13 protein-coding genes are annotated in these 15,237 nt (G+C 75.3%); 9 read left to right on the forward strand and 4 right to left on the reverse strand.

Going from position 1 to position 15,237, the window contains the following annotated elements:
• Positions 1-18: 18 nt before the first annotated feature.
• The 4 genes from ACFP3R_RS25265 to ACFP3R_RS25280 all read left to right on the forward strand — a co-directional run bounded on the left by ACFP3R_RS25265 (position 19) and on the right by ACFP3R_RS25280 (position 4,524).
• Positions 19-1,035 carry a zinc-dependent alcohol dehydrogenase gene (locus tag ACFP3R_RS25265; RefSeq protein ID WP_380639094.1) on the forward strand — a complete coding sequence of 339 codons (1,017 nt, stop codon included), beginning with the start codon at positions 19-21 and terminating at the stop codon, positions 1,033-1,035.
• Positions 1,036-1,128: 93 nt separating this feature from the next.
• Positions 1,129-2,298 carry an RtcB family protein gene (locus ACFP3R_RS25270; RefSeq protein WP_380638961.1) on the forward strand — a complete coding sequence of 390 codons (1,170 nt, stop codon included), beginning with the start codon at positions 1,129-1,131 and terminating at the stop codon, positions 2,296-2,298.
• 155 nt (positions 2,299-2,453) lie between these two features.
• Positions 2,454-3,272, forward strand: coding sequence for a DUF1684 domain-containing protein (locus ACFP3R_RS25275; RefSeq protein ID WP_380638963.1), 819 nt, complete (start codon positions 2,454-2,456; stop codon positions 3,270-3,272).
• Positions 3,273-3,468: 196 nt separating this feature from the next.
• A complete protein-coding gene (locus ACFP3R_RS25280; protein WP_380638965.1) occupies positions 3,469-4,524 on the forward strand; it encodes a glycoside hydrolase family 10 protein in 1,056 nt (351 codons plus the stop codon).
• 68 nt (positions 4,525-4,592) lie between these two features.
• On the opposite strand, the gene wrbA is transcribed toward ACFP3R_RS25280, so the two are convergent.
• Positions 4,593-5,210, reverse strand: a complete 618-nt coding sequence (wrbA, locus tag ACFP3R_RS25285; RefSeq protein ID WP_380638967.1) for an NAD(P)H:quinone oxidoreductase — start codon at positions 5,208-5,210, stop codon at positions 4,593-4,595.
• A gap of 252 nt (positions 5,211-5,462) precedes the next feature.
• Here wrbA and ACFP3R_RS25290 point away from each other — a divergent pair, with 252 nt between their 5' ends.
• Together ACFP3R_RS25290 and ACFP3R_RS25295 are read left to right on the forward strand one after the other, a co-directional pair.
• Positions 5,463-6,413, forward strand: a complete 951-nt coding sequence (locus ACFP3R_RS25290; protein ID WP_380638969.1) for a substrate-binding domain-containing protein — start codon at positions 5,463-5,465, stop codon at positions 6,411-6,413.
• Between the two features lie 93 nt (positions 6,414-6,506).
• The gene (locus tag ACFP3R_RS25295) at positions 6,507-7,460 is read left to right on the forward strand and encodes an NADP-dependent oxidoreductase (RefSeq protein WP_380639096.1); all 954 of its coding nucleotides are present in this window, start codon (positions 6,507-6,509) and stop codon (positions 7,458-7,460) included.
• A gap of 4 nt (positions 7,461-7,464) precedes the next feature.
• On the opposite strand, the gene ACFP3R_RS25300 is transcribed toward ACFP3R_RS25295, so the two are convergent.
• Together ACFP3R_RS25300 and ACFP3R_RS25305 are read right to left on the reverse strand one after the other, a co-directional pair.
• The gene (locus ACFP3R_RS25300; protein WP_380638971.1) at positions 7,465-10,506 is read right to left on the reverse strand and encodes a discoidin domain-containing protein; all 3,042 of its coding nucleotides are present in this window, start codon (positions 10,504-10,506) and stop codon (positions 7,465-7,467) included.
• Between the two features lie 264 nt (positions 10,507-10,770).
• Complete coding sequence (locus tag ACFP3R_RS25305) at positions 10,771-11,445, reverse strand: TetR/AcrR family transcriptional regulator (protein ID WP_380638973.1); 675 nt, start codon at positions 11,443-11,445, stop codon at positions 10,771-10,773.
• Between the two features lie 90 nt (positions 11,446-11,535).
• Here ACFP3R_RS25305 and ACFP3R_RS25310 point away from each other — a divergent pair, with 90 nt between their 5' ends.
• Entirely contained in the window at positions 11,536-12,870 is a 1,335-nt protein-coding gene (locus ACFP3R_RS25310; protein WP_380638975.1) for a cytochrome P450, read from the forward strand.
• Between the two features lie 110 nt (positions 12,871-12,980).
• On the opposite strand, the gene ACFP3R_RS25315 is transcribed toward ACFP3R_RS25310, so the two are convergent.
• The gene (locus tag ACFP3R_RS25315) at positions 12,981-13,550 is read right to left on the reverse strand and encodes a GNAT family N-acetyltransferase (RefSeq protein ID WP_380638977.1); all 570 of its coding nucleotides are present in this window, start codon (positions 13,548-13,550) and stop codon (positions 12,981-12,983) included.
• Between the two features lie 103 nt (positions 13,551-13,653).
• Here ACFP3R_RS25315 and ACFP3R_RS25320 point away from each other — a divergent pair, with 103 nt between their 5' ends.
• Positions 13,654-14,451: a TetR/AcrR family transcriptional regulator gene (locus ACFP3R_RS25320; RefSeq protein ID WP_380638979.1), complete on the forward strand. Its 798-nt coding sequence runs from the start codon at positions 13,654-13,656 to the stop codon at positions 14,449-14,451.
• Between the two features lie 203 nt (positions 14,452-14,654).
• Positions 14,655-15,218 (forward strand): QsdR family transcriptional regulator, encoded by a 564-nt coding sequence (locus tag ACFP3R_RS25325; protein ID WP_380639098.1) that lies wholly within the window; start codon positions 14,655-14,657, stop codon positions 15,216-15,218.
• Positions 15,219-15,237: the final 19 nt, after the last annotated feature.

Raw genomic sequence — 15,237 nt, forward strand, 5'->3', positions numbered from 1 at the left:
CGCGCCGCGACGGGCGCCATGCGCGCCTTCGTGCTCACCGGACCGGGCGAGTTCGAGGTCCGGGACGTCCCGGTCCCGGTCGCCGTGCCCGGCGAGGTGGTCGTGGACGTCGAGCGGGTCGGCGTCTGCGGCACGGACGTCGAGTTCTTCACCGGAGAGATGGCCTACCTGCACGAGGGGCACTCCTCCTACCCGCTGCGGCCGGGGCACGAGTGGGCGGGCCGCGTGTCCGCGCTCGGCGACGGCGTGGACCCCGCCTGGCTCGGCCGGCGCGTCATGGGCGACACCATGATCGGCGACGGCTCCTGCCGCCGCTGCCGGCGCGGGCACCGGCACGTGTGCGAGCGGCGGCAGGAGGTCGGCATCCGCGACGGCCGCCCCGGCGCGCTCGCGGAGCGGCTGGCCGTGCCCGCCTCGTCGCTGCACGCCCTGCCCGACGCCGTGGACCCCGTGCTCGGCGCGCTGGTGGAACCGGGCGGCAACGCCCTGCGCGCGGCCCGCGCCGCGGCCGCCGGACCCGGCGACCGGGCCCTGGTCCTCGGACCGGGCACCATCGGCCTGCTGGTCGCGATGTTCCTGCGCGCCGCCGGGGCCGAGGTCCACCTCATGGGCGTCACCCCGGACTCCCTCGCGTTCGCCCGCTCCCTCGGCTTCGCCCACACCTGGACCGAGCACGACCTCCCGGACCTGCCGTTCGACGCGGTCGTGGACGCCTCGAACGCCCGGCACCTGCCCGCCCTGGCCCTCGACGTCGTCGAACCCGCCGGCCGCCTCGTCTACATCGGGCTGGCGGGCGCCCCGAGCAGCGTCGACACCCGCACCCTGGCGCTCAAGGACGTCACCGCGGTCGGCGTCCTGTCCGCCTCGCCGGGACTGGCCGCCACCATCGACGCCTACGCCACCGGCGCGGTCGACCCGAGGCCGCTCGTCGCCGCCACCGTCGGCCTCGACCAGGTCGGCGCGGTGCTCGCCGGGCGGCGACCCGCCGGGGCCGGCCCCGGCCCCAAGGTCCACGTCGACCCGCGCCCGGCCTGACCGGACGCGCCGAGCGGTCGGGGATCGCCGGGGGAATATCGGTCGCGGCACCGCCCGCCGCCGCATAACTTCCTCCACGAGCAGAGGAGAACCGTGGAGCACATCAACAAGCGCCTGGTGAACTGGGCGTCCATCCTCGACCCCGGCACCCGCGAGCAGGCCGAGAAGACCTCGCGCATGCCGTTCATCCACCCGCACGTGGCCCTCATGCCCGACGCCCACCTGGGGAAGGGCGCCACCGTCGGCAGCGTCATCCCGACCCTGGGCGCGATCATCCCCGCCGCCGTCGGCGTGGACATCGGCTGCGGGATGATCGCCGTGCGCACCCAGTTCACCCGGGAAGACCTCCGCTCCCGCCCCCTCGCGCCGCTCCGCCAGGCCATCGAGAAGGCCGTGCCGCTCTCCGCGGGCAAGTACAACAACTCGCTCACCGACACCGCCCGCGAGCGCGTCGAGGCGCTCACCCGCAGCGCGGAGGGGGCCGGCTTCGACCCCGCCTCGTACGCGGGCAACTGGCAGCTCCAGCTCGGCACCCTGGGCAGCGGCAACCACTTCATCGAGGTGACCGTCGACGAGACCGACCAGGTGTGGCTGTTCCTGCACTCCGGCTCCCGCGGCGTCGGCAACAAGATCGCGCAGAGGCACATCGCCATCGCCCGGCAGCAGTGCGAGCGGCGCTGGATCGACCTGCCCGACCCGGACCTGGCCTACCTCGTCGAGGGCGAGGAGCAGTTCTGGCGCTACATCCGGGAGATGCGCTGGGCCCAGGAGTTCGCCTGGCTCAACCGCGAGGAGATGATGGACCGGGTGGTCGACCGCCTGTCCGACTGGATCGGCCAGGAGGTGCGGCGGCTGGAAGTTTTAAATTGCCACCACAACTACACCGAGCAGGAGAAGCACTTCGGCAAGGACGTGTGGTTGTCCCGCAAGGGCGCCATCAACGCCGAGCGGGGCCGTCCCGGCCTCATCCCCGGCTCGATGGGCACCGCGTCCTACGTCGTGGTGGGCAAGGGCAACCCGGTCTCGCTCAACTCCTCGCCCCACGGCGCGGGTCGCGAGTACTCGCGGTCGAGGGCGCGGCGGACGTTCAGCCGGGCCGACCTGCGCAAGGCGATGGAGGGCATCGAGTACCGGGACACGGACGCGTTCATCGACGAGATCCCGGCCGCGTACAAGGACATCGACGTGGTGATGCGGGACGCCGAGGACCTGGTGGAGGTGCGCCACACCCTGCGGCAGGTGGTCAACGTGAAGGGCGACTGACCGAGGTCCGCTGATCCCGCGCGGTGCGGCGCCCGGGTCGGTGGGGCCGGGCCGGCTGGCGGGTGGTCCCGGCCCCACCGACCCGGGCGGGGAACCCGTGGTTCCCACATCGCGGGACGCGGAATGAGGACCGGCGGCACCCCGTTGGCCCGGACATGGACATCGGTGTGGTGGGCGGCCAGGTGGACGTGGACCGGTTCGTCGCGGACTGGCGGGCGTGGAAGGAGGACCGGGAGCGGGACCTCGCCGACCCGTACGGCTGGCTGGCGCTGGTCTCGCTGGACTGGCTGGAGGACGCGCCCCGCGCCTACCCCGGGCTACCCGGCGCGTGGTGGCAGGACGAGGAGGCGGCGCACTTCGACCCGCGGGGGGCCGGGGGCGTCTTCCACGACGGCGGGCCGGTCACCGCGCCGCTGCGGTTCGAGCTGGTCCAGAGCGGGTCGGGCACCCGGGTGACGGCCGGCGGCGTGGAGATCGAGGTGGCCCGCCGGGGCGGTTACCTGATCCGGGTGCACGACCCGGAGGCTCCGGTGCTGAGGGGTTTCCGCGGGGTGCCGGCCTACGAGCCGCGGCCGGAGTGGGTGCTCACCGGCGTGTACGAGCCCTTCGACGAGCCGAGGCCCACGACCGTCGGCGCGGTGGTGCCGGGGTTGAGCCACGTCTACGCCGCGCCCGGGGTCGTGCGCTTCGGGCACGGCGGGGCGGAGCACGCGCTGACCGCGTTCAACGGCAGGGACGGCGGGCTGAGCATCCTGTTCACCGACGCCACCAGCGGGGTGACCACCTACGCGGCGAACCGGTCGCTGGCCGTGCCGCCGCCCGCGGCGGACGGCACGGTGGTGCTGGACCTCAACCGCGCGGTGAACCTGCCGTGCGCCTTCACCGACCACGCCACCTGCCCGCTGCCGCCCGAGGGCAACCGGCTGCCGTTCGCGGTCGAGGCGGGGGAGAAGACGCCGCACGAGCGCTCCTGACCACGCGGACCCGGCCCGGGGCCGACTCCCCGGGCCGCCCGGTCGTGGCGCGACCTTGCGCAAGCTCTCGACAACCCTTGACCCGGTCGAGGACCCCGGCTGACGATCGTGCCCATCGCGCGAACCCGCACCGGGGCCAGGTCCCGTTCCCGGTCCGTGCCGGCGCCGCGCCCCGCGTCCGGAAAGGACCCGTCGAGTGCGCCGATCCTCCCGAACCGCCCTGTCCCTCGCCGTCGTGCCCGTGGTGGCCGCCGGCCTCCTGCTCGCCACCGGCCCCGCGCCGTCCGCCGCGCCGTTGCCGGACGCGGACGCGGTGGCGGCCGCGGCCCGCACCGGCACGACCCTGGCCGCCGCGGCGAACCTGACCGGTCGCTGGTTCGGCACCGCCGTGGCCGCGAACAAGCTGGCCGACCCCGTGTACGCGGGCATCCTGAACCGCGAGTTCGACGTGGTGACGCCCGAGAACGAGATGAAGCTCGACGCGACCGAGCCCAGGCAGGGCGAGTTCCACTTCACCAACGCCGACCGCATCGTGGACCACGCCCTGGCGCGCGGCGCGCGGGTCCGCGGGCACACCCTGCTGTGGCACGCGGGCCTGCCGGGGTGGTTGCAGGGCCTGAGCGGCGCCGCGCTGCGCCAGGCGATGCTGAACCACGTCACCGGGGTCGTGACCCACTACCGGGGCAGGGTCCACTCGTGGGACGTGGTGAACGAGGCGTTCGCCGACGGGACCTCGGGCCGGCGGCGCGACTCCTCCTTCCAGCGCACCGGGGACGACTGGATCGAGGCGGCGTTCCGGACCGCGCGGGCCGCCGACCCGGGCGCGAAGCTCTGCTACAACGACTACAACACCGAGAGCTGGGCGCACGCGAAGACCCAGGCCGTGCACCGGATGGTCCAGGACTTCAGGGCGCGCGGCGTGCCCATCGACTGCGTCGGCCTCCAGTCGCACTTCGGCAGCGGCAACCCGGTGCCCGCCGACTTCCGGACCACGTTGCGCAACTTCGCCGACCTGGGCGTGGACGTGCAGATCACCGAACTGGACGTCGAGGGCTCCGGGCAGGCCCAGGCCGACGGCTACCGCCGGGTCGTCCGGGACTGCCTCGCGGTGCCGCGGTGCGCCGGCATCACCGTGTGGGGCATCCGCGACACCGACTCGTGGCGGGCCTCGGGCACACCGCTGCTGTTCGACGGCCGGGGTGAGGAGAAGCCCGCCTACCACGCCGTGCGGTCCGCGTTGCTGGGCGGTTGAGCCGCGGGTGGGTGGTTGAGCAGCCGGAACGGGCCCTGGACGCCGTCAGCGGCCCGTTCCGGCTGCGGCTACGCCGACGCCAGGCCCACCTTCAGCGCGCGGGCGATCCCCACCGCGCGGCGCGCCTGGAACGAGATCGCGTCCAGCTCCACCTGGCCGGGCGGGACCTGGCCGTTGTTGGACACGTGGCTGGCGCCGTAGGGGTTGCCCGCCTGGAACTGGATCGGGTCGGCGTAGCCGGGCGGGACGATGACGCAGCCCCAGTGGTAGAAGGTGTTGTTGAGCGCGGTGATCGTGGTCTCCTGGCCGCCGTGCGCGGTGGCCGCCGAGGTGAACGAGGTCGCCACCTTGTTCACCAGCTTGCCCGCGCCCCACAGCGGGCCCGTGGTGTCCAGGAACTGCTTCAGCTGCGCGGCGGGCATGCCGAACCGGGTGGGCGCGCCGAAGATCAGCAGGTCGGCCCACTCCAGGTCGTCGAGGGTCGCCTCCGGGAGGTCCTGGGTCTGCTTGGCGTGGCTCGCCCAGCCCTGGTTGCTCGCGATGGCCTCCTCCGGGGCCAGCTCCCGCACCTTCCGCAGCCGCACCTCGGAGCCGGCGTCCTCGGCGGCCTCGGCGGCGGCCTGGGCCATGGCGTGGACGCTGCCGGTGGCGGAGTAGTAGACGACCGCGGTCTTCAGGTCTGACATCGGCTCTCCCGGTTCGGCGTGGTGGGGGATCAGCGGGTGGCGTACCCGCTGGGGACCGGGCCTCACCTCCACCCGGGAATTCGGCCCGATCGGGTCATCGCTGTCGAAATGTTGCGAAACTATTCTCGACCGTTGACCGGTCAGCTTCACCTTGGTGGCCCGCAATGGGATGCATCGATTCAGCCCTGTGGAACGTTGTGGCTGTTCACAATGGTGATTGTCTTTCGCGCTCGGATCGATACTATCGCTGCCATGTGCCGACTGACGATGGCCAGCGTCGCGACCACGGCAGGGGTTCGGTCCGCCGCGGTGGCCGGGGTCGCCCACCGCCGGTGCCACGTCGGCCCGTCGACCGGGTGGCGCCCGCGTGAAGCCGGGTCGGCGCCGCTGGTGGAACTCGTCCTGCCCGCGCTGAACAGCTCCTGGGCCATGGAGCTCATGCGCGGCGTGGTGGACTCCGGGCTGGACGTGGTGATGTCCTCGCTGGACGGCCGCGGCCCGTCGCCGGTCACCGGCCTGGTCGAGGCGCGCCGGGCCGGCGTGCTGCTGGTGCTGTGCCCGCTCGACCCCGCCGAGCGGCACGTGTTCGCCCGCGCCCGGATGCCGGTGGTGCTCATCGACCCCGTCGACGTCGCGGACCCCGCGCTGCCGAGCGTCGCCGCCGCCAACCGGGAGGGCGGCGCGACGGCCGCCGAGCACCTGCTGTCGCTCGGTCACCGGCGCGTCGGCGTCGTCGGCGGCCCGCGCGACGTGCTGTGCGGCACCGCCCGCCTCGACGGGTTCCGCGCCGCCCTGGCCCGCGCCGGGGCGGGACCGGACGCCGCGCTGGTGTGCCACGCCGACTTCACCCGCGAGGGCGGTCACCGGGAGGCGCGCGAACTGCTGGCCTCGCCCCGGCGGCCCACGGCCGTCTTCGCGGCCAACGACGAACAGGCGCTCGGGGTGATCGACGCGGCCCGCGCGGCGGGGCTGTCGGTGCCCGGCGACCTGAGCGTCATCGGGTTCGACGACCTGCCCGCGGCCGGGCGCTCCTCGCCGGCGCTGAGCACCGTCCGCCAGCCGCTCGCTGAGATGGGGCGGCGCGCGGGGTGGTTGCTGGGGGACCTGATCGAGGGTCGGGAACCCGCGGTCGGGCGCGTCGAGCTGGCCACGGAGCTGGTGGTGCGGTCCTCGACCGGGCCGGTCGTGACGCGCCGGTCGTGACGCGGTGGCGCGGGTTGCCGATCCCCGCGGCATAGCGTTCCGGGTGTTGCCGGGCACGGGGCCCGACCGGTGGGAGGGAATTCCATGAGCACCATGCGCGCCGTCGTCCAGGACGCGTTCGGCGGTCCGGACGTGCTGCGGGTGGCCGACGTGCCGAAGCCCGCGCCGCTGCCGACGGAGGTCCTGGTCCGCGTGGTCTCCGCCGGGGTGAACCCGGTCGACCACAAGACCCGGGGCGGCGGCGGGATGGCGGGGGTCCTCGGCGCGCCGCCGTTCACCGTGGGCTGGGACGTCTCCGGGGTGGTCGAGGAGGTCGGCTTCGGGGTGCACACGCTGGAGGTCGGCGACGAGGTCTACGGGATGCCGTGGTTCCCGCGCGCCGCCGGCGGCTACGCCGAGTACGTCACCGCGCCCTCCCGGCAGTTCGCGCGCAAGCCGAAGACCCTCGACCACGACGCGGCGGCCGCGGTGCCGCTGGCCGCGCTCACCGCCTGGCAGGTCCTGGTGGACACCGCCGACGTGCGCGCCGGCCAACGGGTGCTGGTCCACGCCGCCGCCGGGGGAGTGGGCCACTTCGCCGTCCAGCTCGCCAGGCACCTGGGCGCGCACGTCATCGGCACCGCCCGCGCCGACAAGCACGGGTGGCTGCGCGAACTCGGCGCGGACGAGGTGGTCGACTACACCGCCACCCGCTTCGAGGACGCGGTCCGGGACGTGGACGTGGTGGTGGACCTGATCGGTGACGAGGTCGACGACACCGGCACCCGCTCCCTGACCACCCTGGCGCCCGGCGGGCTGCTGGTCGCGGTGCCCGGCGGGGCGTCGCCCGAACTGGTCGGGGCGGCGCGGGAGCGGGGCGCGCGGGCCCGGTCGTTCCTGGTCGAGCCGGACGGCGCGGCGCTGACCGAACTGGCCGGGCTGATCGACCGGGGCGTGGTCCGGGTCGAGGTGGCCGAGGTGCTGCCGCTGGAGCAGGCCGCGCGGGCGCACGAACTGCTGGGCGGTGGGCGCGTGCGGGGCAAGCTCGTGCTGCGGGTGGCCCCCTGACCGGTCACCGCCGCCCCAGCACGGTCATCCGCTCCAGCTCCAGCCGCCCGCCGGTCACCCGCACGCCGATCGCGGGTGACCAGCCCTCGACCCGCGCCGGGTCGACCGCGGTGCCGAACGGGACCTCGCGCAGTCCCCGCCACCGACCGCCGTGCTCGACCCAGCCGGTCATCACGCCCCCGTCGAACACGACCGCGAACCGGTCCCCGGGCGTCCACGTCACGTTCGCGCAGCAGCCGCCGGCGGCGTCACCCCGGTCGCGGCCCCCGACCCGGACATCGGCGGCCGAGGTGCGGAAGTGGTGGTTGTACCAGGCCAGCACGAGGTCGTCCGGGCCGTTCGCGCGGCCGAGCAGGACGCTGTCCTCCGGCGCGGCCCCGGCGAACGACCGGGGTTCCAGCACCACGGCCAGGTCGCCCGGCGGCGCGGTGACCGGGGCGGCGAGCACGGCGGCGGACTGCCGCCGCGCCTCGACCACCAGCGCACCGCCCTCCGCGCGCAGGTCGGGCACCGGTTCGCCGAAGCGGGACCCGACCCGGTACGCGCCGAGCGGGCCGTCGAACCGGTCGTCCCACACCGGGGTGGTGAAGTCGGCCGGGTCGAACACCGCCTCGGCGTGCACCAGGTCGGCGGTGTCGCGGCCGTCCGGCGGGGGCGTGGAGACCACCAGCCGCAGGGGTGCCCGCTGCCCCAGCGCGACGTCCGCGGGCACGTGCAGCCGCCAGCGCGGCTCCACCGGCCGGTCGGGTGCGACCGCCAGGTCGCCGGAGGGCCCGAGGGGTTCCGCCCGCCAGCCCCGGGGCACCAGCAACGCGGGCCGGACGGTCAGCGGACCGCTCGCGCGCACCTCCGCCACGACCTCGGTGACGAGCCCCGGCCGCACGCGCAGCGCCCCGTCGTCGTCCGCGCGCAGCCGGGCGGTGACGCGGGGGTCCTCGGCGCGCCACGACTGGAGCGCGGTGATGCCGACCGCGCCGCCGTCCGCGCGCGACGGCCGCACCCGCAGCCCGTCGGTCGGCACCGGGGGCGACACCAGCACCCGGTGGACCCGGCCGCGCTCGGGCGTGCGCGGTGTCCTGACCTGCCCCGGCACCTCGGCCCACCCGCCCGCGGGGGTGCGGTACTGGAGGTCGTAGGCGTCCGGGGTGCGCACCCCGCCGCCGTCGTCGTAGAAGGAGATCCGCACGTCGGAGACCGGCGTCGGCGCGCCCAGGTCCACGGCCAGCCAGTCCTGCCGGTTGGGGCTGCCGTAGCTGGTCCAGCGGGTGGACGGGACGTCGAGGTGGAAGTCCTGGCCGTCGACGGCGTCCGCGGGCGAGTCGGCGTGCCAGGTGTGGGAGGCCGAGGCCGCCGGGTGGCCGGTCCCGGCGACGTTCGCCAGGTCGTCCACCAGCGGCACGGCCGAGACCCGCCGCGCCGGGCCCACCCGCACGTCGGCGGGGCGCAGGTCCGCCTGGTGGTGCACGAGCTGCCCGTCCACCCACACGCGCAGGCCCGCGCCCCGGTGGTAGGTGTCGCCGTCCCGGTCCCACGCCACGGTCAGGTTGCGCCCGTGGTACGGGGCGTTCTCCACGGCGAAGTGGCCCCAGTCCGCCGGGACCAGCGGCGAGATCCGCACCTGCTCGCCGGTGCGCGGCCGGACGCCCAGCAGCCCGGACAGCACCAGGTCGTTGAACGTCGAGTGGTTGTAGTCCTCGCTGTGCCCCCGGCCGTCGTAGAGCCAGCGGTCCTCGTCCGGGTGGTGCGCCTCGGCCACGTACGGCCGGCCGTCCTTGCGCTGGGTCAGCGCGTACCCGCGCAGCACGTCGTAGTAGTCCCGCCGGTCCACGTACGGCTGGGGCGGGTAGTCGGTGAGCAGGTTCGCCATCGCGGTCAGCGCCTGGCTGGTGGCGTACGGCCAGCTCGGTCCCGACCACCGGCAGCAGCCCACGAGCGCGTCGTGCATGAACCACGGGCTGCGGCGCTCCACCGTGGTCGGGCCGAACCGCGCGGCGAAGCCCATCGGGTCGGTCAGCTGCGCCCACGCCGGGGCGGCGCTCGGCGGGGCCATGCGGAAGTACCAGGGCACGAACCCGATCTGCTCGCGGTCGGGGACCGCGGTCCGGTCGTCGCGCATGACGTGCCGGTAGAACTGCTCGTCGGCACTCCACAGGTGCTTGTCCACATTGGACTGGAGTGCGCGGGCCGCCTCCTCGTACCGGGCGGCGGCCTGCTGGTCGCCGGACCGACCGCGTGACCGCAGCAGCTCGGCGATGGCCACCGCGTCGCCGAACTGGTAGGCGTTGATGGTCGGCCGGAAGCCGTCGCCGCCGTGGTACGGGTCGTCGCTCTGGTAGGCGCTCGCGGTGTACTCCATCGCGTCCCACACCGGGACCTGCCAGTACAGGCCCAGCTCGCGGTCGAACTGCGGCGCCCACGCGGCCCACTGCCGCTCCAGCTCCGGCAGCCGGTCCACGGCGAAGTCCCACCGGCCGTCCACCCGGGCGCGGGCCACCACCGCGTCGGCGGCCCAGAACGAGTACTGGTGGGCCCAGTCGGTGGTGTGCTCGTTGAGGAAGTCGGTGGCGGGCTTGGGTCCCGCGCCGCTGCCCCGCAGCCAGTAGTCCAGGTAGTCGTCGAGGTAGCGGCTGTCGCGCAGCCAGCGGCCCTCGTAGACGTGGTGCCCGGCGGCGGCCACGATCCCGCCGCCGGGGGCGGAGTAGCCCACCGGGCCGAGGAACTCGGAGACGATCCACCCGTCCTCGGGGCCGGTGTACTTGAGGGCTTCTTTGTAGGTGCGCCAGCGGTAGTAGTAGGTGTCCTCGATCTCGGCGTCGGGCAGGTCGACGAACGGGATGTTCGCCTCGTACCAGTCCGGTTCCACGAAACCGGCCAGCTTCGCCCCGTGGTCGAACAGCGCCGTGCCCGCGCCCACCGGCGGGTACATCGGGTACGGCTCGGCGGCGGGCGCGGGTGCGGGCGTCGGCGCGGCCGCGACGGGCGTGGTCGCGCCGGTGGCCAGCGCGACGGCGAGGAGGACGGCTCCGGGACGGCGGAAGGGCGGCACGGGCGGCTCCCGTTCTTCGTCGGGGCGGCGCCGACGGGGGCTCGTGGGTGCGCCACCCCGCGCGGTTGCCGATGAGATGGTTCTAGCCCACTTTTCCAACGTTGTAAATATGTGTGGCGCTTCCGGGACATCGAGGATCAGTCCGTTCCGGCGGCGGCGGGCGCCCGTTCGCTCCTGTGGGGACGTCCTCGGGGCGCGATCGCCGTTGGTCCGTCCGGACCCGGGTTGCCGACCGGGGCGGTCGAAACCGCCCGCGCGGGTGGTCTACCGGGGCCGCGGACCCAGCAGCGCGGTCGACGCCCGCACCGCGACGTCGGCGACCTCGCGCATCCGCCTGCCGCTCTCGGTGGTGGTGGCGCTCAGCTCGCGCAGCCCGCCCAGCAGCATGACGGCGAGTTCCCGCGACACCGGCTCGACCCCGAGGTCCCGCCACCGCTCGGTGCCGCTCAGCTCCTGGACCATGGCGATGAACGCCTCCATCGCGTCGTGCTGCAACCGGCGCGCGGCGGGGCCGAGGGCGGGCACGTCGCGGATCCAGCTGACCACGAGGGCGGGCGCGGCCTCGACGCAGCCGATCCACGCCTCGACCGCCTGCCGCACCTGCGCGTCCCACGGCGCGGTCGGGTCCACGGCGGCGGAGATCCGGCGGACCATGTTCGCGGTGGTGTCGGCGAGGAGGGCGGCGAAGCACGCCTCCTTGTCGGGGAAGTGCTGGTAGAAGGTGCGGCGGGAGGTGCGCGCGTGCGCCACCACGTCCGCGACCGTGGTGGCGCGGTAGCCGTCGCGGGCGATGCACGCGGCCAGGCCGTCGAGCAGTCGTCTGCGGTAGCCGGTGGCCCGGTCGTCCTCGCCCGGCCCGGCCACACCCGGCCCGGCCACACCCGGCCCCGCCACACCCGGCCCCGCCACACCCGGCCCCGCCGTGGTCGCCTCCTGCACGCCGCCCTCCGTCCAGCCCCTTGTGAGGCATGGTACGCCGGCGTACCGTCACCCTGGTACGCCAACGTACCAACGAAGGGGTGCCGGCCGATGACGTCGAGAGTCCTCCCGCCCGGCCCCACCGTCCCCCGCGCGGTGCAGGGCGCCTACGCCCTGACGGTCCCCGGTCGCGGCCTGAGGCAGATGCGCGAGCGCTACGGCGACGCCTTCTCGGTCAACGTGCCGATCTTCGGCCACGCCCTGGTCCTCGCCAACACCGCCGAGATCAAGCAGCTGTTCCTGAGCCGCTCCGGGACGGTGGAGAACATCCAGCCGAACCTGGGCCGCGTGCTCGGTCCGGGCTCGTTCTTCGCGCTCGTCGGCGAGGAGCACCACAAGCAGCGCAAACTGCTCGTGCCCCCGTTCCACGGCCGCCGGCTCGCGGCGTTCGAGCGGATCGTCGAGGAGGAGGCGGCGCGCGAGCTGGCGACGTGGCCGCGCGACCGGGCGTTCGCCACCCTGCCGTCGATGATGCGCATCACCCTCAACGCCATCCTGCGCGCGGTCTTCGGTGCGGAGGGCGCCGAGCTCGACCGCCTGCGCGCGCTGCTGCCGCGCATGGTCGCCCTCGGGTCCCGCCTGGCCACCCTCCCGTTCCCGCGCGGCGGCGCGGGTCCCTGGGGCTGGTTCCGGCGGATGCGCCGCCGGTACGACGAGATCGTCGACCGGCTGATCACCCGGGCCTCCCACGACGACCACCTGGACGACCGCGACGACGTGCTGGCCCTGCTGGTCCAGAGCCGCTACGACGACGGCTCCCCGCTCGGCCGCGCCCAGATCGCCGACCAGCTGCTGACCCTGCTCAGCGCCGGGCACGAGACCACCGCGACGACCCTCGCCTGGGCGGTGGAACGGCTCCGCCGCCACCCCGACGTGCTGCGCGGGCTGGTCGAGGAGTCCGACGCGGGCGGCCGGGCGCTGCGCGACGCGACCCTGCTGGAGGTCCAGCGCACCCGCCCGGTCATCGACCTCGTCGGCCGCCAGGTCAGGGCGGAGAGCTTCCGGCTGGGCCGCTGGACGCTGCCGCGCGGGCAGAACGTCCTCGTCGCCATCTCGCTCGTGCACGAGGACGAGTCGGTCTTCCCGAACGCCCGCGCCTTCGACCCGACCCGCTTCCTCGACGCGAAGCCCGACCTGTACGAGTGGATCCCCTTCGGCGGCGGCACCCGGCGCTGCATCGGGGCCGCCTTCGCGACCATGGAGATGGACGTCGTGCTGCGCACCCTGCTGCGCGACTTCCACCTGGAGCCGACCGACGAGCGCGACGAGCGGTGGTACTCGCGCGGGGTCGCCAGCGCGCCGGGCCGGGGAGGGCGCGCGGTGGTCCGGCGGCGCGACCGGCACCCCCGCCCCGCGCCGCCGACCCGCGACAGCGCGAGTCGCTGACGCCACCGAGGCGCACCCCGGCCGCGATCCTCCGCTCGTCGGCTCCCACCGCGTGCCGGACGCGGACGTCCCGGCCCTGCGCTGACGGCCCTCCGGTCGTGCCGCGGCGGTCAGGTCGGCTGATCCGCCGACGTCCGGGCACCCCGCCACATCGGCCGCAGCCGGGGCCCGTCCGGGGGCAGGTCGATGTGCGGCCCCAGGGGGCGGAACCCGTGCCGGGCGTACAACTCCGCGCTGCGCGGCGTGCTCGCCTCCAGGTAGACGGGCTGCCCGTCGGCGTCGGCGCGGGCCAACCGGTGCCGCAGGATCGCGCCCCCCACGCCCCGCCCCCGGTGCCGGGGCAGCACCCCCATCGACGCCAGGTACAGGTGCGGCGCCTCCGGGTGGCGGGCGGCGGTGGCGGTGAGGACGGTGGCGAGGCGTTCGGGCAGGCCCTCCACCCCCGGCACGGCCGCCGGGCCCGGTGACCACGTCGAGACGCCCTCGATGCCCTCCGGTCCCTCGACCACCAGCACCTCGTGCTCGCGCAGCGCGTGGTCGAGGAAGACCCCGGCGAAGTCGACCGGCACCTCCTCCCGGCCCGCGCCCACCCACGCGGTGACCGCCTCGTCCGCGCACGCCCCGGCATAGGCCCGGCCGAGGGCGTCGAGTTCGTCCGGTGCCGCACGGCGCACGATCACGGGGGTTCCTCTCCGTAGGCTGTGGAGTCCACAGTGGTCCCGACGGGCCCGGCGGTCGAGCGATTGCGTCACACCGTCGAGGTGTGACGAAAGGGGTGGGCAGGTGGGCTGCGCCCAGTGCGGCACGGTGATCACGCCGTCCGGGCGGGGACGGCCGCGCCGCTACTGCGGGCGCGCCTGCCAGGCCCGCGCCTACCGCGCCCGCCGGGACCACGGGCGCCCGAGCCGGCGACCCCCGCCGGAGCGGCCGGACCGGACCTCGGTCGTGCGCGCGGCGATCGACCTGGCCGACGCGGAGGGGCTGGGCGCGCTGTCGCCGGACGTCCTCGCGCGCCGCCTCGGCATCCCGGTGACCTCCCTGCGCCGGCACGTGCCCAGCCGGGAGGCCCTGCTCACCGCCGTGGTGGACGCCGTGCTCGCCGAGCACCGCCCGGTCCGCTCCCCGGACTGGCGGGTGGTGCTGGAGCACGAGGCGCGCGAGGAGTGGGCGCGCTACCGGCGGCACCCGTGGGCGGTGGCCGTGCTCGCCACCACGCGCCCACCGCTGGGACCCGGGGTGCTCGCGACCGTGGACCGGTTCCTCGCCGCGCTCTCCGGCCACGGCCTGGACCACCGGACCGCGCTGTCGGTGTACCTGCTGGTCAGCGGCTACGTGCAGGGCCTGGCCACCACGGCGGCGGCGGAGCACGACGCGGCGCGCGACACCGGCGTGACCGTCCGCCGCTGGTGGACCGCGCGGCTCGGCAGGCTCGCGGGCGCGATCGGGACCGGCCGCCACCCGTGGCTGACGGTCGACCCGGCGACCCCCGAGGTGGACCTCGACGCGGAGTTCGACTTCGGCCTGGCCCGAGTGCTGGACGGGGTCGAGGTGTTCCTGGCGGGGCGCGGTCGGCCTTCCTGATCGGGGCGCACGTGCCCGCCTCCGGCGACACCGGTGGTTCCACCGTTACGCCGCCGGGCGCGCCCGGTCCATGATGCCGGTGGGCCGGGCGCGTGATCCGGCGGAAGCGGGTTGGCGAGCGCGGGTCGGCGGCGCGTGGTTCGGCGGGCGCGGGCCGGCAGGCGCGGTTTGGCGGGAGCGGGTCCGGCGGGAGCGGGTTGGCGATGGTGGACGGCGCGCGGCGGGTGGTGACCCGGGACCAGGTGGTGCGGGCCGCCTGCGAGCTGTTCCTCCGGCACGGCGCGGTGGACATGGAGCGGCTGGCCACGACCCTCGCCATCAGCCGGGCGACGCTGTACCGCGTGGTGCGCGGCCGGGACGGCCTGCTCGGGGACGTGCTGTGGCTGCTCGCGGACCGGGAACTGGTCCGGGCGCGGCAGCGGCGCGCGCACGACGGCGTCGAGGGTGTCCTGGAGGTCACCCGCTGCTTCGTGGACCGGCTGCGGGCGGCGGCGCCGTTCCGCGCGTTCCTGCGCGGCGAACCCGACACGGCCGCCCGGGTGCTGTTCGGCGGCTGCGACGCGGTCCACCGGCGGGCGGTCCGCGCGCAGGAGCGCATCCTGCTGGAGGTGCGCGGCGAACCCGGCCCGCCGGGGCCCGCGCTCGGCCAGGTCGCGTTCCTCTACGTGCGCATCGTGGAGTCCGCGCTCTACGCCGAGCTGCTGGGCGGCACGCCGCTGGACCCCGACCTCGTCGAGCGGGCCGCCCGCACCGTGCTGCGCCGCTGAGACCGCGGTCTCACGATCC

The organism is Saccharothrix lopnurensis (genome assembly GCF_042658445.1).
Taxonomy (GTDB): domain Bacteria; phylum Actinomycetota; class Actinomycetes; order Mycobacteriales; family Pseudonocardiaceae; genus Actinosynnema; species Actinosynnema lopnurensis.

Bases quoted from the DNA above. Each gene is read 5' to 3' on its own strand.
- ACFP3R_RS25325 (WP_380639098.1), top strand. From the start codon at position 14,655: ATGGTGGACGGCGCGCGGCGGGTGGTGACCCGGGACCAGGTGGTGCGG.
- ACFP3R_RS25290 (WP_380638969.1), top strand. From the start codon at position 5,463: ATGTGCCGACTGACGATGGCCAGCGTCGCGACCACGGCAGGGGTTCGG.
- ACFP3R_RS25275 (WP_380638963.1), top strand. From the start codon at position 2,454: ATGGACATCGGTGTGGTGGGCGGCCAGGTGGACGTGGACCGGTTCGTC.
- ACFP3R_RS25265 (WP_380639094.1), top strand. From the start codon at position 19: ATGCGCGCCTTCGTGCTCACCGGACCGGGCGAGTTCGAGGTCCGGGAC.
- ACFP3R_RS25310 (WP_380638975.1), top strand. From the start codon at position 11,536: ATGACGTCGAGAGTCCTCCCGCCCGGCCCCACCGTCCCCCGCGCGGTG.
- wrbA (WP_380638967.1), bottom strand. From the start codon at position 5,210: ATGTCAGACCTGAAGACCGCGGTCGTCTACTACTCCGCCACCGGCAGC.
- ACFP3R_RS25295 (WP_380639096.1), top strand. From the start codon at position 6,507: ATGCGCGCCGTCGTCCAGGACGCGTTCGGCGGTCCGGACGTGCTGCGG.